The organism is Neglectibacter sp. CSJ-5 (assembly GCF_032490475.1).
GTDB classification, from domain to species: Bacteria; Bacillota; Clostridia; order Oscillospirales; family Acutalibacteraceae; genus Hominenteromicrobium; species Hominenteromicrobium mulieris.
The window spans coordinates 85,092-103,477 of the sequence record NZ_JAVYJC010000005.1 but is presented as its reverse complement, the minus strand read 5'-3'; the positions used below and the strand labels follow the sequence as shown (position 1 = coordinate 103,477).

Below are 18,386 nucleotides of genomic sequence, written 5' to 3'. Positions count from 1 at the left end.
TTATCCATAAAAAAGGAGGAAACGCGGTGGACGAGCTTTATAAAATCCAAAACGTCACGTATAACGCCACGGGCGGTACTTTAAAAAACGATAAAGCGGTCATCGACCTCACCGCACAGCAAAACCGCCTGCTGCACTACCTTGTCTTAAACGCCGGGCAAACGCTCACAAAAGAGCAGATCACCGCGCATGTGTGGGGGTATGATGTCGATTCGGACGTCAGCAACCTCATTTACGATACCGTCTCCGCCGTGCGCCGCCTGCTGAAAAAAGCCGGGCTAAACGGCGCCGTCACCACCAAAACCGGCATCGGCTACGCGTTTACGGAAAGCGTCGAAAAAGTCAAACCCACAGCCGCCAAAACCGAAGAAACATGCGAAAGCCTGCCGCCCGTTTTTGCGGAAAGCGCCCCGAAATTCACGCTCGATACGGTCTATCTGCTGCTTATGGGCGACAGTATGTATAAAAAAGCGTGGTTTTTGCAGTCCGTCGGCCATGTTGAAAAGCTTCCGCCGCTCAGCTTGGAGCCCGGCTCAGCCGACACCGTCGCCGAGGACGCGTTTTACAGCTGGATTTTACCCGAAAGCATCTGGGCGCGCATTTTGTGCACATACCCCGAAGAAAGCGACCGCAGAGCGTTGTATGGCGGCGAAGGTGCAAGCGAACTGCTCCTCGACTTAAAGCAGGATTTTCAAAACGACAGCGGCTGGCGCGGGCGTGAGCTTACACGAAACTGCAAAACGTATTTGGAGCGTATGCTGATTCCGAGCGTGATTGAGACCACACTCGGCGCCGTGCTGCAAAATTCGCCGCAGCTAAGCGAGCTTTACCACCTGTGGCAACGGTGCAGCGAAGAAAACAACGTTCATCGCGGCGTCGCACTCGTCATTCTCTGCGCCCTGCTCGGCGAGCGGAATTTCAAAATGCTTGCGGAAACCTGCGATGTCATTGAACTGCTGAATGAAAATTTCTGACCGCAAACGACGAATAAAGTTTTTGATCGACCTTTTTTCAAAAAGGTCGTGGGGTCTCGGGGCAATGCCCTGAATCGCCATTCGCAAATGGCGAAACCCTTTTGCCTCCAAAAAATCAGGAGGGGAAAACGGAACAGTCCGGTGGACTGTTCCGTTTAGGGGAACCCTATTAAGGGGTTCCCCTAACGGCTCTCCCAGAGCCGTTCAAAAACAAACAAACCCATATAAAAAGAGGTGCAAAGCCACATGGAAACCCCTGTTAAAACTATCGCCCAAAACACACTGCATATCTGCTCCGCCGCAGAAGCGCTCGCTTTGCTCAGAAAGCACGGCGGGCACGGCAACGCCGCGTTCATGCGCAGCCTTGCGGATGCCGTCTCGGATGAAAACAACCACATCACCGGCACTGTCGGCGATTTCAACAACCTCATCGACCGCTTTGAGGCGCTCGGCGATTATTTCGACGCTTTGCGCGTGTGTGATTTTGCACTTAAAATCTATCCCCGCAGCGCAACGTTACTCGCCATCACGCTCAATACCTGCGCCCGCAGCGGCGCGGACGGCGAAACCTATCTTGCCGCAGCCGAAAGCCTCGGGCGCGAAAACTGGAACGAGCCGCGGCTTTTTAAAGACGCCGCCGAGTATTGCCGCACCCGCGCCTTGTGCTGCCCGCCGGAGCAGACCGAAGCGTATTTTGAAAAAGCGCTCTCCGTCTGCCGTGATTTTCAGCGTATTTTCCCGCTTGATGAGCGTGGTTACATGAAAGAAGCCACCGTGCTGCTCGACAAAAACCGCACCGCAGATGCCGAAAACGTCCTGCGCCGCGTCATTTTTGAGAAAATCACCGCAAACGGCCGCCCGCAGCCCTTAAACGCCGCAAACTGCTGCAAGCTGTACCTTACGGAAATTCTGAAGAAAAGCCTTGAATACGACCTCATCCTGCGCATTGCGCAAAAGGGACTTTCGTTCTCTGCCGCCGAGCAGAATTCCGAGCACATGGGCTACTTCAGCTACCGTCTGGCGCTCGCCAAAACAGCGCTCGTCATTGAAAGCGATTACCGCAATAAGGCCGATATTGAAGAAGCGCTCACGTGCTGCCAGCGCGCGTTCGACCTTGTGACGTTCCAAAGCTACGCGGATGATTTAAAGCGCTGCTACGTACAGCTGTGCGAAAACCCGCAGAATCCCATCGACCTCAAAACGCACCGCCTTGTAAAGCACGTTTTAAACACCGCAGAGACCGCTTCCGCACCGACGCAAAACTAAATTTAAGCTTTAAAATGCCTTGTTCTGTGAAAAGAACAGGGCATTTTTCTTTTGTGCGCTCAAAATTTCGTCTGCGCCGTTCGTAGTAAAGGTGAAAACAAACGGATCTAAGGAGGTTTTTACTTTGCCTACACAAAACAGCACCCAAACCTACGAAATGCTCAAAACATATTTGGATGAGACCGCGGACAGCTTTGAAAAGCTCGACGAGGAACCCGGTTTTTTGTACCGCAAAACGGACGGCCGCACCTCGCTCGTTTTCTGCGCCCGCGTGGATAAAGAGCTCGGCTTTCTGCTTTTAAGCGCCTACCCCGGCATTTTAGTCCGCACGTCTTACGTGCCGATGGTCGCCGATTACTGCCAGCGCATCACGCCGGAGGTCGGCGTCGTGTGTGTAGAATCCAATTTGTGCGAGGTCTATTACCGCACGGAGGTCGCCTTTGAGCACGCGCCCGTCTCCCGCGCCACACTGGAGCTTTTGGAGCGCACCGCGTTCGCCGCACTCACGCCGCACATCAGCGCTCTGCGTTCGCTCAGCGCGGGCGTACTGCCGGAGGCGCTCCCGGAGCCGCAGGAGATCCACATTCCGTCTCCCGCCCCGTCCCACGCGGAAGATTTTCTGCCCCTCATGGAGGAATATTTTCAAAAAACGCACTTTACCGTGCTTGCAAAACATGCGCCCGATGAAACCGGCGCGTGCTACCTCTACGAGTTTCTGGCCGCGCACCGCCGCTGGAAGCTGCACGTCACCTTAAATGATGAGAAGACCTTTTTCATCCTGCGCCTGTTTCCCGGCCGCAACGCCCTTGTTTTTGATCCACGCTACCTGCACGCCGCCGCGCAGATCTGCAACGCGGAAAACGATTCCGTAAAGTCCGGCGCACTCTTCGTCGGCCGCCGCCCGGAGGGTCTGTGCGCAAAAATGGCCCTTTCCGCACTGGAAGTTCCTACATCACTCGAAGAAACGCTGTACTCCGCCGTTTCCATCCTCGTTTCGCTTTTGTATAGCCGCGAAGCAGAGCTGCAAAAAGCCGCCGCAGGCGTGATTTTTCCGACAGGGTTTGATGCTGAGAAGCTAAAGCCCTCCGCGTCAGACCGCAAAAAACGGCTTGAAGACGCGCAACGATTTTTGGCCATGACCGCCCGCCCAAAGCCGCTTGATCCCGCGTCTGCCGAAAAAGAATTCGATGCCCTGTTCGGCGGCGACATCGCCGAGACCGATGACGACGACCCCGAACCGTTCCGATAAGGAGGCTCTTATGCCGGATTATTACATTGCCGAAGACGGCACCATCCACGACCGCGAAGCCGAGCACCGCAGCCGCACACAGCACACCGCAGCCCCCGCCGTTGCCGATACCACCGCCGAGGACACCCCCGAAGTCAGCTTTGCGCGCCAATTCGTTTACTGGCTTTTCGCGCTTTCCGCTTCCGTCTTTGCTGCTGTTTGCGTGTTTCATGAGATGCAGGCAGCGTTCACCCCGCCCGCGCACCTCGATTTTTTGGAAGACTACGTACAGCAGTTCGTGTTTGAGCACGCCAAAGCGCTCGTTATCATCCTAACCGTATTCTGCATCTATCTTTACGGCAAAACGGGCGCGAAAAAACACCGCTATAACGTGCTTGCCTACCTCTGCACCGTCTCCGTCTGCTGCTTTGCGCCGCCCGCCGCCGTGTTCGTACTCATGGCCGCGCCCATCCTTATGGCGCTCGCGCTTGCCGTGCTCGTGCTCGGCATCGTCGGGCTCGTCAAAATGGCGTTCGGCTAAATTTTTCGAAAAGGAGTTTTCCCATGAATGCACCGTTTTCCGCCGTTTTCCGCACGTTAAACGGCACCGCCGCTTCGCTTTCCGCGCTGCACGAAACGCTCCGCCGCATGGAAGCGGAGACCCGCACCGCGCTGCGCCTGAACGACCAAAACAGAGAACGCCGCGTCTGCGCCGTACAGGACGCAACCGACGAGCTTTTAGAAGACTTCGCGCACGAGCACGACACACTTAAAGGCGATGCCGAAAGCCTGATTTCCGCCGCCGAGATTGCGATGAACGACATTCTCGATCCGCACTTTCACCGCATGCAGCCGCAGTATTTTTCCGCCGCCATGCAAAAGCCGTACAACACCGCAAACGTGTGCGCGGAAGCACTCATTACACGCATGCAAAAAGCGCTTTCCGCCATTCAAGCCGGCGCAAAGAAAATCAAAAACGCGTTTTTGCTGCCGGACGCCGCGGGGCTCATCGGCTCCGTTTCTCCGGATTTCCGCAAATCGCTCTACATGCCCATCCTCGACGCCTACGCGCACATGCGCCGCTGCGCGGAGGCCATAGAAAACGCGCCCGCGTTTACCGAAAAAACCGCCCGCGCCCGCGCTGTCTGCACGCGCAAAACGCGGCAGATTGAAGCCGAATGTACCAATCGCCGCGCGGAGATTCTGCAAAAATTAAAGGTCGATACCGAAGCCGCAATCGCCCGCACAAACGCTGTGCTCTGCACACCGCCAAGCGCTGCAATTTTCGCCGAAAACGCCGAACATGCCCCGCTTTCCCTCGGCACGCTGCGCATCGCGCTCCCCTCCGGCAAAATGTTTGCAGCGCCGTTTACCTGTACAAAGCTCGACCGCAGCGTGCTGTTTTTAACGGATAACACCGCCCCGCACGCGCTCTTTTGCAGTTTGGCGCTCGATCTGCTTAAAAGCGATCCTGCCGCCGTCGTGCACCTTGCAGATCCCGCCCACTGCGGCAATGCGTACAAGGACGTTTTCGCCGCGTTTACGCCGAGCGGCCGCGCGGAAATTTGGTGCAGCACGCAGGAATTTACCCGCGGCATAGAAGCCTTGTGTCGCGCCGCCGCAGAAAATACGCCGAACTCGATGCACTACGTCTTCATCGAAAACATGGAGCAGAATATCCCGGAGCAGATGCTGGAAGATCTCATCCGGCTCATGCGCGCCAACACCTGCGTGCGTGTGCTCGTTTCCGTGCGCAAGGCGATCTCCCTGCCGCACGGTTTTCAACAGAAATTTCCCGCGCTCGTGCAAAACGCCGCGTGCTGCACCGCAAAAAACGACGGAATTTACATCTCCGAAGACGTTTTCACCGTCCCGCCGGAGGATCTCCCCGCCCGCCGCGCAGCAGCGCTTTCTGCCGTCACCGCGCAGGTTAAAAAAGCCGCCGTGCTGCCCCTCAACGCCCGTTTGCCGCATGCCGAAGGCTGGCAGAAAAAGAGCAGCGAAGCGGGCATTTTCCTTCCCATCGGCCAAAGCGATGTCACTCGTCAGCCCGTCACGCTTGCGTTTACGGAAGAAAAGCCGTATGCGCTCGTCATCGGCGATGTAAACTCCGGCAAAAGCGCACTTCTGCATACCGTTGCCTTGCAGATTTTCGCAAACTACACGCCGGGCGAAGTGAAGCTCGCCATTGCCGATTTCAAAGAGGGCGCGGAGTTCGCGCTTTACGGCGCATCGCGCCTGCCCGCAGTCGAAGCCGTCGTTGAAAACGATGACCCCGATTGCGCCGCATCCTTTCTTCGGTACTACGTTTCGGAGCTGCACCGCCGCCAAACCTGCTTTACGGCGCTCTCCGCCGAGACCGGCCGCCTCATCCGCAAGTACGAGACCTACCGCGCCGTGCAGCGCGAAACGGGTGCGTTGTCCGAAATTCTGCCGCGCATTTTGCTTATGATTGACGAATACCAGTCGCTTTTTGAGGGCAACACAGAGACTGCCGCGCTTTTAAGCGAGCTTGTCCGCAAAGGGCGCACCTACGGCGTGCACCTCATCATGGCGAGCCAGCGCGGCGTAAGCGAAAGCGCGCGCAACACGTTCACGGCCGAGCTGAAGGACCACTTTTCCACACGCCTCGTTTTCCGCTGCCCGCCTACCGCCGCCCGCCGCCTTTTCAGCGACCGCGCGGTCGATACTGGGCGCGAAAACACCGGCATTGCGGCTGCCGTGCTGCTGAAAACCGGCCACGCGCTTTTAAACGACGAAGCGGGCCAAACCGAGCGCGCCACCGTCTCCGCGCAATGCTTTTACGCCGGGGATGACCTCATCGGGCGCATGTGCAGCCTGCTGCCACGCGTAAACGGCACGGGCGAAACCGCGTGGCTGCGGTATAACGCCGCCTCCCGTGCTGCACCGAGCGCACTCCCGCACGGCGAAGTCACCTTCGGCGACTCCGTATGCCTGCATAAGGACCGCGCCGCTTCCGATGCGGATAGCTTAAAAGACGACGGCTTTGTCTCGCTTACACCGAACGGCACGCACATTCTGTGCACGGGCAGCGACCTGCGCGTGCCGGTCTCTGTGCTGTGCAGCGCCGTGCGGTTTGCGGAACAGGAAGGGCTTTCGCTGCATGTTTTCTGCGTGGAAAGCCACCCGCTGCTGCGGCTTTGCCCGGAAACCGCCACGGTTTATACCACACTTGCCGCACAGAGAGAAGCGCTTTCCCGTCAGCTTCGGGAAGGTCAAAACCGCGCCGTCAACGTGTTTTTGGAGATGAGCGCGGAAAAAGAATTCACCCAGCCGCTCGGCACACTGCGCCCCTCCGCGGATGTGGCGCTTCTCAAAAACGCCGTCGCACACAGCCGCCTTTCCGTCGTGTTTGAGCGCCGGTGCAAAATCGTGCGCAGCGAGCTGCCCCAGATTTTGGCGCTTGCGCCCATCCACATTACAGCCGTCGGCGACAGCGAAAATCTGCGTGCCGCCCTGCCCGATACCGCCCGCATTACAGCAACAGCCTTTGACGTCCCGCAAAAGGACAGCATCCACGCGTATTACTGTAATCGGGATACGGAAAAATGGGGTAAGGTCGTGCTGTTTCAGCCCTTTTCCTCTTGTCAAGGACATCTTTTCAAATCTCCTTGAGGTGTCGCAAAAAACAGACACCTGCCCTTTAAAACCTCGTTTTCCGAAAAAATCTTTGAATGTTCGATTGACAAATTACGAACATTTGTTTATAATACGAGATAGCAAAGAAACAAATGTTCGTAAAGCGCTGATATGCCGCACAGAACCGTCTGTACCATGCATCAACGCACAAGCGAAACTCGGATGGGGGTATTTTTATGATTCTGTTTCTCTTTAGTATTGCCGTTTCCTGCCTGTTGATCGCGCTTGCACAGGGTGCGGTTTTCTTGATCTCTCTTGTAGCGAAATCTGCGCACCGCGCGAAAAGCACCTCCGTGCGCCGCAGCGTGCAGAAATTTACGGGGCTGCCGAACCGTGAAGAAGTGAAGAACATATATTCCCTTTCAGACCAGTTTGCAGACCGCCTGCGAGAGGTCGTGCAGTCTTGACCGATACAGAATTGAACGCCGTGAAGGCGTTTTTATCCGCCTACCGCTACACGGAACTCGACCTCCGTGTACGCAGGGCGGAGCTCACCCGGCTGACAGCGCGCAAAGAAGCGCTGATTTTGGAAGGAAACACCGACCTTGTTTTTCACTTAGAGCACGCGATATGCGCAGCAAAAGACGCCATACGCGTGCTTTGCACAAGGCAGGCAGAAATTGAAGCCGCCATAGACACGGTGGAAAGTGCCGCTTTGCGTGAGATTTTGACACAGCACTACATCTGTGCGCTCGACCTCAAGGAGATTGCAGAGCGCATGCACTACTCGGACCGCCACATGCGGCGGCTGCACCGAAAGGCGATTGAAAGCGTTTCGCTTTCCGCCGTTTCGCCCTTTAAAAAGCGGGGATCCTCTCCGCGCACACTTCCTCTTGTCAAAAGAATTTGAGACTGCCGCGGCAAAGTCGTGGGGTCTCTTTTCTTTTCCTGAATTTCGGCATCTGCTCCGCACGGCAGACGCCGCCCGTTTTGCCGTGCCGTACCGCGGTGAAAACGGAGACTTTGAAAAGGAGTTTATTTGGAATTTATGAAACCGACTATGTTAAAAACCGCTTTTACCGTGGTGTTGGCAGGGCTTTCCTCGTACTTTGGTATGCTGACGCAGCCGCTTTTGGTGTTGTTTTTTGCCATGGTGCTCGATTACCTCACCGGCATGACAAAAGCCTATATTTTCTCACAGCTCAGCTCGCGCATCGGCGTGAAGGGTATTCTCAAGAAGCTTTGCTATATGGCCATGGTCGCCGTAGGCGCGGCGGTGGATTACCTGCTGCACGGCGCACTGAAGCAGGCAGGCATCGACCTGCACATCGAGCTTTTCTGCGGCCTGCTCGTCACCGTTTGGCTCATCATCAACGAGCTCATCTCGGTGCTGGAAAACTTAGCCGCCATCGGTGTGCCGGGCTTTCCTCGCCTCAATCGGTTACTCTCTCGCCTGAAAAGCACCGTGAACGAAAAGGAAGACGAACATGACACATGAAATGAGATTGAAAAACTGCAATGCCTATCATGCCGAGGCCCCTTTGAGCCTTGGCACAAAGAGCAGCAAGGTCAAAATCCGGGGCGCAAAAGCGTGAGGAGGAGCTATGGTACCAATCAAAGAAAATCTTGTGCCAAAGGACAAATATGCCATTAAATGCCCGTACACCCGCACACCGACGCGCGTTGTCATCCACAACACGGCAAACGATGCGCCCGCCGCAAATGAGATCTCCTACATGCGGTATAACGACCTTGAGATCTCGTTTCACTACGCAGTGGACGATGTAAACATTGTGCAGGGCATCCCGGAAAACCGCAACGCGTGGGCAAGCGGCGACGGGCACGGCAAGGGCAACATGGAGGGCATCCATATTGAAATTTGTTATTCCAAATCGGGCGGTAAAAAGTTCGATAAGGCCGAGCAGAATGCGGCCGAGTTCACCGCGAGTTTGCTCAAAAAGTACGGCTGGGGCATCGATAAGGTGACAAAGCACCGGGACTATGACGGCAAGTACTGCCCGCACAGGACGCTCGACCGCGGCTGGCAGCGCTTTTTGAGCATGGTGAAACGCTATATGGAGCCGGCAAAAGCGCCCGTCGCGAGCAAGTTTACCCCCTATCTCATCCGCAAAAATTGCCGCGATGCGCTCAACATCCGCAAGGGTCCGAACACGAACTACGGCATTTTAGGGCAGATCAAAGATACGCTGCGCTACACAATCGTTGAAGAGCGCAGCGGCCCCGGATCCGATAAAGGCTGGGGCAGACTAAAGGCCGGCGGCTGGATTGCACTCGACTGGGTGAAGAAGGCTTAAACTCATTGCAGCGCACAAATTATACATTTCAAATGTGACGTTATGCGCTGCAATGGCAGATTTACTCGAACGAAAGTGGGCACTCTTTTCCCCTCTGCCGCTTATACTGGGGTTAGGTAAAAGGAGGGACTTTATGGACAGAGACGTCAAGCAGAACATAGCGGAAAACGCGCCGATTGAAAATCCGCCGGAGGGCGGCGCGGGGCGCGATCCTTTGCAGGATCTCTCACCCGAGGCGCGCACGTTTGAGGTGTTTCAACAGCTAAATTCCAAAACGGGCACGCTGCGCGTGCAGGCGTATGCGGGACAGCGGACATTCCCCGTCCCCGGCGCTTCGGTACTTGTGACGCACGACTTTGCGGACGGCACGCGGCGGTTTTCTGCCGGGGTGACGGACGAGAGCGGTGTTTTCGGCGACATTTTGCTGCCCGCGCCGAATAACGCGTTGGCGCAGTCGCCGACGGGCGAGATGCCGTATGCGCTTTACGACATACGCGTGAGCCACCCGGGATGCCGCACGGAAATTTACCGCGCGGTGCCTGTTTTCCCCGGTGTGACGTCGATACAGCCGGTGCAGTTTTTGGCGGTCGGTGAGGGGTGATGCTATGCCGAACAATATAGACACGCCCGTTGTGCCGGAATACATCACGGTGCACCTTGGGCTACCGGACCAACCGGCCGAGAATGTGCGCGTACCGTTTGCGGCGTACATTAAAAACGTTGCTTCGAGCGAGATCTACCCGAACTGGCCGGAAAGCGCGATACATGCGAATATTCTGGCGCAGATTTCTTACGCAATGAACCGCATTTACACGGAGTATTACCGCAGCCGCGGGTATGACTTTGACATCACCTCGACAACGCAGTACGATCAGAAGTTTATTTTGAACCGCGATATTTTTGAAAACATCTCGCAGATCGTCGATAATATTTTCAACGATTATGTCGTAAAGCAAGGCACGGTGCAGCCGTATTTTACGCAGTACTGCAACGGCACGACCTCGACATGCCCGGGGCTTTCGCAGTGGGGCACGGTGGGATTAGCGCGGCAAGGGCTTGTGCCGTATGAGATTTTACAGCATTTCTACGGCGATGACATCAACATTGTGTTCAACGCACCTGTTGGGAACAACGAGGAATCATACCCCGGCGTGGCGTTAAGACTTGGGAACATCGGCGAAAGTGTGCGTGTGCTGCAAAGAGAGCTGAACCGCATCGGCGACAATTACCCGGCAATTCCGCGCATTCCGCAGATCAGCGTGTATTACGACCTGCCGACCGAAAATGCGGTGCGGGCGTTCCAGAAAATTTTCAATTTAACGCCAGACGGCGTGGTTGGTAAGGCGACATGGTACAAAATCAAGCTCATATACAGCGGCATCAAGCAATTAAACGAGCTGATGAGCGAGGGCATCACGCCCGAGGAGGCCGAGCGATTCTACCCGCCGGAGCTGAAAGAGGGCGACAGCGGCACGGCGGTGGAACAGATGCAGGACTTACTGACGATCATTGCGTATTTTGACAATTCCATTCCCCTGCCCGCAATGAACGGCGTATTTGACGCACGAACGAAAAATTCGCTCACGGCCTTCCAAACGCAGTACGGACTGGAGCCGACGGGCGTACTCAACCGGCAAAGCGTGAATATGCTTCTTTCCGTTTACCGCGACACGCGGGCGATGGCGACGGAAAACGGGAAATCCGTAAGTCGTCTTATCTACCCCGGGCGGGCAATCCTCAGGGGACGTACAGGCGCGGATGTGGAAGATTTGCAATCGCTCATCAACCGCGCAGCGGCACAAAACGCATTTATCCCGCAGGTCGCGGAAGACGGGATCTTCGGCGAGGCAACGGAGAATGCCGTGAAGGCCGTGCAGGCGCACGAAGGGTTAGACGTGAACGGAGTCGTAGGGCCGCTGACGTGGCAGGCTTTGCTGCGGCTTAGCGGGCTTTCTCCGTAGTGACAAAATGAAAAAGCACGCAGGAATTTAAGCCTGCGTGCTTTTATTTTGCCCTAACTATTACTCTTTGCCGATAAAGATGTATTCGCGGATGAGGATGAGGATGAGGATGCCGCAGAGGGTAAGGGCGGCACTTTACAGGGCTCATTTTATACGAAAACCGTGGGAAAAGCCACCATGTCAACTTGGAATTTCCGCAATTTTGAGTTGCGGCGGGCGATTTTCGGGGAATTTTGCAGACTTTTTGGGGGAAAGGCGTTATTTTGCTTCGTATTCTGCGTACATATCGCGGACGTAGCGGGAGACGTTTTCGTCGTAATCGGGATAGGTGTAGCCGTATTTTGCAGCGAAATTTTTAGCGGCATCTCGGAAGAGCTCGTGGCAGGTGAAAAGCGACCGCCATGTGTTTTCCACAGAATCCGTGCGATACGTGGAAAGAAGCGCTTGCCACTGCTCTGCGGGGAGATATTGATTGATGAATTTATAGTTTTTGCCGACGCTGAACGTGAAGCCGTATGCGCTGCCGACCTGCCACGAGAGCATGCGAAGAAGTTCATTGCGCATCATTGCGAGCAAGTCAATGGCGAATAACAATTCGCGGCGACAGAGGCCCTTGACGACATATGTCGTGATATTCCAGAACTCGTTGCAGCAGTCGTCAAAGCTGCGGGCGCCGGGCTTTTGAATGTGATATTCTTTGTCTGTAGGGGTGGGCTTTTCTTCGACGCGACCGTCTTTATCGAGCAAAATCTCGCGCAGGCCGTCGCCGTTTAAATAGTCTTCGAGCGCGGTGAGGGGCAAAATCGTGAGGTCGATCTTGTTGTAATCCGTGAAGAACATCAAGAAGCTGTACCCCTCCTCGACGGCGGGGAAAAGCTCCATGTCCTCGGGCTTTTGCATGATGAGGCGCTCGCCGAAGACATTTACCCATGTGTCGTCTTTGGTGTAGAGCGCGGGGTCATCGACAAAATAGGTGACATCGAAATCCTGAAAACGGTCTTTCGGGATGTTTTGATTTGTGCGCGAACCTTCCATGCCGACGACACGGATGTGCGCGTCGTTTTCGGCACGGGAGAGGATGAGATTCATCATTTCTTCGGGGGTTCTTTGGGTCATGGCGAGCTCCTTTTTATCGGTCTGCATCAAAAACGATCCGGACCGTTTTGTTAAAGTCTGTATGTTTTTATCAGTTGTCCGTGATCACAAATGATGAAGATCACCGATCTTCATCATTGGGAAAGTGATCCCAAAAGTTTTCAAATTCTGTGTTTGTGATGGTGCCGCTGTTGACTAAAATTTCGTACTGCTCGCCCTGCCAGATGTAACGTACCTCGGACGGGGTGTAGCCGTTGCGCAGGTAGAATGCGCGGCGCAGGTGGCGCTGGGGCTCGTTTTCGGCGGTAGGGATGTCGAGTTCCAAGTCAGCGATGAAGCGGTTTTTCGGGTACAGCGTGTGCATGAGCTTTAGCGCTTCACTGCCGTAGCCGTGCTCGCGATACTGCTCATCGATGGCGAAATACAGAATGTGCGTGATGTCTCCGTAGGTGAGCAGGCTTGCAAAGCCGCAGAAGTTTTCGTCTTTGTCGTAGAAGCCGACGAAATCGTGGCCGTCGTGCCGCATGAGACCGCAAATGGGCGTGCGCTCGTTTGCGGGGAACGCGCGGACGTAGAGGTTTTCGGTGCGGTGAAAATCTTTAGAGTGCTCCGTGATCTTTTCCATGTGGAGTGCGGACATATCAAGGTTCCTTTCGGTGTTTTTCGGCGGCAAGCTCCATGAGCTCGCGCTCGGTTTCGACATCGGCGAGAGCGGGATAACGCAGCGCGACGCGCTCGAATTGCAGGCGGATTTTTCGCGCGGCTTCGGCGTCGTTCCCATACAGAAGCGCCATAGCATACTCCGTACGCAGGGCAGCGAGGTTTCCCCCATTGTGCGAGCGAAAAAGCTCCCACGCGGGCGTTTTATAGCCTGCGGCGGACTTGTCTTCCATGAGGCAGAGGTAAACACAGTTATTGAGCAGATCGCCCTGCAATGGGAAGGGGCCTTCTGTGTTCTGCGCGAAAATGCGGTCGGCAATCTCTAAAGCCTCCGTGAAACGGTGCTCATCCATGCGTTTGCAGTGAAGCTGAAACGCTTCCTCTGCGCCGTCTGCCATGCGGAGCTCATAATCGCGCGGCATGTGAAGCCAGTCTTTCGGCATATCGCGCATACGCACGCCGGAGAGCTCGGCAGCAAGGCGGTTTAACTTTGCGTGGCAACGTGAAAGACTTTCTTCCGTTTTGCCGGCCATGACGGCGCTGCACGCGTGGTTGATGTAGTTTTCCGTGCGCAGCGGGATGAAATTTATAAGCGCCGACCAGAAGAAGAGAAACGCGGCTTCTGCGGCTGCGCAAAGCGCGAGGGGCACTACGCGAAACCGCACGGCCAAAAACGCGGCACAGGCGGCGAGGAGCAGGTTGAAAATGCTGCCGCCGAGGTAATAGAGCTTATACGGGAAACGTCCGTTTTCCATGGGCGGCGGCACCATGATGCAGTTGAGCTTTTTGGATGATGTGCGGCACAGGCGCAGCTTTCCCCTTTGCTTTGCGAGTGTGAACCGACCGAAAGAGAAGGACGAAAACTTGTAGCCCGTTAAAAGCCCGCAAAGCAGGCGACCGAGCTCCTCCGTAAAGGCCGCGAGGTAGTATAAAAACGCCATTAAAAACACTAAAATAAGCGTGACGGCGGCCGCTTTTCCGGAGCTGAAATGCCCCGGGTAAAACGTTTTTTCCAGATACCGAATGCACAAAAGGCAAGCGACGACGGGCATGCAATCGAGGGCAGTCAGAATACGGGACTTGATGAACATGGCAGCGCCTCCCCTTTTTCTTTGATTGTAGCGGAAAAAACACAAAAATGTCAAGCAAAAAGCGCGTATTCTTTTGCAATTTCTTCCTTTTTAGGGTGAAACTGTGATATACCACGTATGTATGCGGCATGATATTTCCATTTGGGGGGAAATTAATATAGCCGTCTTCGACCGATATGATAATGGAGGCACACTTCACAAGAAAGTGTGCCTCCAAATTCGTTTACAGGATTTTCTTAACCCCGGGGATCTTCTTCAGAATCCACGTTAGGATGAACGAGGCAAGGAAGATGCCGAGGGTCAGGCCGATCAAAACAAACGGACTGCCTGCGCCGTAGGGGTGGAGCTTCGTGTGCTTTAAAATACCGCGCACAAAGATCATGTGGATGAGATAAATGCCGAACGAACATTTATCAATCTCCAAAACGAACTTGCCGAAAACGCCGGGAGATTTTTCTTTTCGCGGTGCGCCGGTTTTGTCTGCCGCGCAGCCAAACAGCGTGAACACGCCGATGGACTGGAGAATGACAAAAATGGAAGAATAGCTGTAGAACACGCCTGCGGCCTTTATGGTGCCGTTTTCTTTCAGCACGGTGAACAGGACGACCGTCGCTGTGCCGATGAGGAGAAACAGCAGGCCAAGCCCGCGATTCACGCGCCACACGCCCTGCCGCAATGCGTAGCCGCAGAAGAGGTAGAACGGGTAAATGGTAGAAACGCAGATATAAAACCCGACGGAGATGCCGAACGTTTTTAAAACGGGCACAAGCGACAGGAAGATGACGTAGACAATCATGAGGTAGCGCAGCTCCCCTGCCGTGCTGTTTGACGCGATTTTGTGGTAGAACGGCAAAAGGAGATAGATGCCGATCATGAGGTAGAGATACCAGACGTGCGACCACGAGGTGCCGGAGAAAATCTCATAAAAGCCCGAAAGCAGCGTTTCGGCATTGACGGACTCATGATTGACGAGGATCTCCAATGCGCGGAACAGGAGACAGAACACGACGAGCGCGATGAACATGCGCGGAATGTACTTTGTGAGGCATTTTTTCACCGTGACGGGGCGCTCCGGGTTTAAAAGCAGCGCACCCGAAACCATCAAAAAGCACGGCACTGCCCACATCATGTTGTTGACGACGATGTTGGAGAGGAGGGCCTGCATGGCAGATGCTTCCTCCGGGAAAAGCGACACGGCACAGAACACCGTGTGCAGAAGCACGATGGCAAGGCACGCCGCAGCGCGCAGATAAGAGAACGAATAGACGCGGGAGTTGTTTGCGGAAGTCCCTGCTTCCGCTCTCATGTGGCGGCTCATCAGTTGAACAGCGCGCCGTTCACGCAGCCTTCCTGCCCGCCGTTATCCGGGTTTTCCGGGGCAGCGGGTTCTTCATAGCTCGGTTCCTCGTAGGAAGGCTCCTCATAAGAGGGCTCTTCATACGACGGTTCTTCGTAGGTGGGCTCTTCCGTAACGACCTCTGCCGCAGATGCGGGCTTTTCTTCGGTCTGTACGGAAACTTCGCCGTTTTCCGCTTCCTTTGTGGCGCGCTCCGCTTCTTTGGTATCGATCTTTTCCTTCGTGGAAACGGAGGTGTATGTGATGTAGGTAATGTCATCCTCTAAAAGAACAGTGCCTTCTTTGATATCTTCAAACGGGAAGCCGTGCAAAACGTAGGTCTTGCCGTCCTTCAGGGTGAGCTGCACATCATAGCGCGGGGAGACAAAATATTCGTCGCCGGAACCGGAGGATTCCTCTTCCGCTTTGGGCGTGTAGTAAAGCTCGAACTTTTCGTCCTTTGCGAGGGTCTCGCCCTTTTTCATCATGCTCTCCGGGAACTTTTCCTCGCTGCCGGTCTTAACGGACACGGCGGTGATCTCCTGCTTTGTACCGTTTTCAAGCGTGACGCAGAAGGTATCTTTGCTGTCGGACTTTTCGCCGACGACTTTCAGCTCCGGAACAGGTGTGGCGGTGGGCTCTGCCGTAGCCGTGGGGGCTGCGATGGGAGACGGTGTGGCCTCTGCGGAAGACGAATTCTCCGCAGCGGAGCAGCCGGCGCAAAGCACGAGCGCCGCGCAGACGAACGCCAACGCGCCCGTTTTCATTTTATTGTACATGGGGTAAATTTCCTTTCCGATTTAGGGTTTGCCGTTAATCTACACGGGCATAGTCGATATACTTGAACGTACCGGACATACCGTAGTTGATCTGGTAGCCGTTGCCGTAACCGCCGTACTCGAAGTTCGGGTCGAACACGTAGGTGGTGCCGTTCATGTCAATCTCAACCCACCCGTGGCGGCCGCGGCCGTTATACGTGCGGATGTAGCCCTCAACAAGGTGTGCATCATAGCCGAGCAGCTTTGCCATTTTCTGGAATGTGGCTGCCATGACGTAGCAGTTGCCCTTGTGATTGTCAAAGCCGAAGTTTGCGTACCACTCGGAATGAACGCTGTTGCCGGTGACCTCCGGGCCGAGCGTGTAATACGGAAGCGCGTGTGCGGACCAGTTGTAGGCCGCGCGCAGGTCCCAGCCGATCGTATCGAGGACGGCTTTTGCTTTCTGTTCGGCTTCGGTGAGCGTGGAGGGATCGGTGGTCTCCTCTTTCTTGACGCTGTTGATGTCGCCGGAGGTGACGGTGACATACTGGGCATAGAGGTAACCCTCTGTGCCATCGGAAAGTTTTACTTTATACCAGGTGTTGGTGGCTTCCGTGACCGTGACGGCGGTGTTATTGCCGACAACGCGGATAACGCCGTAATTTGTGCCTGCACCCTTGCGCAGGTTGACGTCTGCCGTGGTCTTGGCACGGACGGTGCCGTCTGCCGGGGCCTCGGTAGGCGCGGGCATTGCGGTAGCGGAAGTAATCTTGATGTACTGTGCGAAAATGTAGCCCGTGGAGCCGTCAGCAAGGCGCACGGCATACCACTGGGAGTTGCTCGTATCCGTTACGGTAATCGCAGTGCCGGATGGAATGACGCCCTTAGAGCTGTAATTTGTGCCCGGGCCCGTGCGGAAGTTGACGTATTCCGTTGTCTTGGCGGTCTGTTCTTTAGACGGATCGGACGGCGCGGGGGTCGGTGTGGGCGCAGGCGTTGCCGTTGCGGACGGTGTACTCGTGATTTTGATGTACTGTGCGAAAATGTAGCCCGTGGAGCCGTTAGCAAGGCGGACGGCATACCACTGGGAGTTGCTCGTGTCCGTTACGGTGACGGTGGTGCCGAGGGAAATGACACCCTTGGAGCTGTAATTTGTGCCCGGGCCCGTGCGGAAGTTGACGTACTCCGTTGTCTTGGCGGTCTTTTCATTTGCCGGGTCGGACGGCGCGGGCGTAGCCGTAGGCGCGGACGTATTGCCCGTGAGCTTCAAATACTGCGCGAAAATGTAGCCGGTGGAACCGTTAGACAGGCGAACGGCGTACCACTGGGAATTGCTCGTATCCGTCACGGTGACGGTGGTGCCGAGGGAAATGACACCCTTGGAGCTGTAATTTGTACCGGGGCCGGTGCGGAAATTGACGTACTCCGTCGTTTTCGCAGTCTGCTCCGCTTCGGGGTTAGAAGGTGCAGGTGTTGGTTCTGCCGGTGCGGACGGCATGCCGACATCGCCCGTGATGCGGATATACTCCGCATAGATATAGCCGGTGGAGCCGTTTGTAAGGCGCACGGCGTACCACTGGGAATTGCTCGTATCGGTAACGATGATGCCGGTGCCGGAGCCGATAACGGCTTTGGAATTATAATTCGTGCCGGGGCCGGAGCGGAAGTTCACATCCGCAGTGGTTTTAGCATTTACCTCCCCGTCTTCGGTAGTATTGCTGCCGGAAACGGAAATGTACTCGGCGTAAATGTAGCCGGTGGAGCCGTCAGAGAGGCGCACGGCGTACCACTCGGAATTGCTCGTATCCGTTACGGTGATGCCGGTGCCGGACGGAATGACGCCCTTAGAGCTGTAATTTGTACCGGGGCCGGTGCGGAAATTGACATATTCCGTCGTTTTGGCGGAGACCTCCTCCGCAGAGACCGCAAACGGCATTGCCGAAGCGAGCAGCAACGCGGAAAGTAACAGCGCCGTACCCTTTCGGATCATACGTTTTCTGTATTGCATTTGTTTTCACCTATCCTTAAAAACCCTGAGTTCGATCTGTTTTAAATGCAGATCTTTACAAGCTGATTTGATTATAACGCATTTTAGCGTTTGA

Annotated in this window: 17 protein-coding genes; 11 read left to right on the top strand and 6 right to left on the bottom strand. The window is 55.3% G+C overall.

The genetic code is table 11. The features are described from left to right. Nucleotides 1-26 precede the first annotated feature (26 nt). From R2K26_RS11355 to R2K26_RS11305, 11 genes are all read left to right on the top strand, one after another. Entirely contained in the window at nt 27-974 is a 948-nt protein-coding gene (locus tag R2K26_RS11355; RefSeq protein WP_316521211.1) for a helix-turn-helix domain-containing protein, read from the top strand. Between the two features lie 246 nt (nt 975-1,220). Then, on the top strand, nt 1,221-2,240 hold the full coding sequence (locus R2K26_RS11350) for a hypothetical protein (protein WP_316521209.1): 1,020 nt from the start codon (nt 1,221-1,223) through the stop codon (nt 2,238-2,240). Nucleotides 2,241-2,364: 124 nt separating this feature from the next. Next, entirely contained in the window at nt 2,365-3,489 is a 1,125-nt protein-coding gene (locus R2K26_RS11345) for a hypothetical protein (RefSeq protein ID WP_316521206.1), read from the top strand. Between the two features lie 10 nt (nt 3,490-3,499). Continuing rightward, nucleotides 3,500-4,009 carry a hypothetical protein gene (locus tag R2K26_RS11340; RefSeq protein ID WP_316521204.1) on the top strand — a complete coding sequence of 170 codons (510 nt, stop codon included), beginning with the start codon at nt 3,500-3,502 and terminating at the stop codon, nt 4,007-4,009. A 23-nt stretch (nt 4,010-4,032) separates the two neighbouring features. Then, nucleotides 4,033-7,104, top strand: a complete 3,072-nt coding sequence (locus R2K26_RS11335) for an FtsK/SpoIIIE domain-containing protein (protein WP_316521201.1) — start codon at nt 4,033-4,035, stop codon at nt 7,102-7,104. A 200-nt stretch (nt 7,105-7,304) separates the two neighbouring features. Beyond that, nucleotides 7,305-7,535, top strand: coding sequence for a hypothetical protein (locus tag R2K26_RS11330; protein WP_316521198.1), 231 nt, complete (start codon nt 7,305-7,307; stop codon nt 7,533-7,535). After that, nucleotides 7,532-7,978 (top strand): sigma factor-like helix-turn-helix DNA-binding protein, encoded by a 447-nt coding sequence (locus tag R2K26_RS11325; protein ID WP_316521196.1) that lies wholly within the window; start codon nt 7,532-7,534, stop codon nt 7,976-7,978. Before R2K26_RS11330 ends, R2K26_RS11325 begins: the two co-directional genes overlap by 4 nt. Nucleotides 7,979-8,116: 138 nt before the next feature. Further along, a complete protein-coding gene (locus R2K26_RS11320) occupies nt 8,117-8,566 on the top strand; it encodes a phage holin family protein (protein ID WP_308449301.1) in 450 nt (149 codons plus the stop codon). A gap of 106 nt (nt 8,567-8,672) precedes the next feature. Further along, a complete protein-coding gene (locus tag R2K26_RS11315; protein WP_316521193.1) occupies nt 8,673-9,383 on the top strand; it encodes an N-acetylmuramoyl-L-alanine amidase in 711 nt (236 codons plus the stop codon). Between the two features lie 133 nt (nt 9,384-9,516). After that, nucleotides 9,517-9,984, top strand: a complete 468-nt coding sequence (locus R2K26_RS11310) for a carboxypeptidase-like regulatory domain-containing protein (protein WP_316521190.1) — start codon at nt 9,517-9,519, stop codon at nt 9,982-9,984. 4 nt (nt 9,985-9,988) lie between these two features. Further along, a complete protein-coding gene (locus R2K26_RS11305) occupies nt 9,989-11,344 on the top strand; it encodes a peptidoglycan-binding protein (protein ID WP_316521187.1) in 1,356 nt (451 codons plus the stop codon). Between the two features lie 258 nt (nt 11,345-11,602). On the opposite strand, the gene ant(6) is transcribed toward R2K26_RS11305, so the two are convergent. The 6 genes from ant(6) to R2K26_RS11275 all read right to left on the bottom strand — a co-directional run bounded on the left by ant(6) (nt 11,603) and on the right by R2K26_RS11275 (nt 18,292). Further along, a complete protein-coding gene (gene ant(6), locus R2K26_RS11300; RefSeq protein WP_316521182.1) occupies nt 11,603-12,460 on the bottom strand; it encodes an aminoglycoside 6-adenylyltransferase in 858 nt (285 codons plus the stop codon). A gap of 100 nt (nt 12,461-12,560) precedes the next feature. Continuing rightward, nucleotides 12,561-13,079 carry a GNAT family N-acetyltransferase gene (locus tag R2K26_RS11295; protein ID WP_316521180.1) on the bottom strand — a complete coding sequence of 173 codons (519 nt, stop codon included), beginning with the start codon at nt 13,077-13,079 and terminating at the stop codon, nt 12,561-12,563. A 1-nt stretch (nt 13,080) separates the two neighbouring features. Further along, a complete protein-coding gene (locus tag R2K26_RS11290; RefSeq protein WP_316521177.1) occupies nt 13,081-14,190 on the bottom strand; it encodes a hypothetical protein in 1,110 nt (369 codons plus the stop codon). 223 nt (nt 14,191-14,413) lie between these two features. Then, nucleotides 14,414-15,496: an acyltransferase gene (locus R2K26_RS11285; protein WP_316521175.1), complete on the bottom strand. Its 1,083-nt coding sequence runs from the start codon at nt 15,494-15,496 to the stop codon at nt 14,414-14,416. Between the two features lie 11 nt (nt 15,497-15,507). Then, nucleotides 15,508-16,305, bottom strand: coding sequence for a hypothetical protein (locus R2K26_RS11280; protein WP_316521173.1), 798 nt, complete (start codon nt 16,303-16,305; stop codon nt 15,508-15,510). Nucleotides 16,306-16,339: 34 nt separating this feature from the next. Beyond that, nucleotides 16,340-18,292: an SH3 domain-containing protein gene (locus R2K26_RS11275; RefSeq protein ID WP_316521170.1), complete on the bottom strand. Its 1,953-nt coding sequence runs from the start codon at nt 18,290-18,292 to the stop codon at nt 16,340-16,342. Between the last annotated feature and the right edge of the window lie 94 nt (nt 18,293-18,386).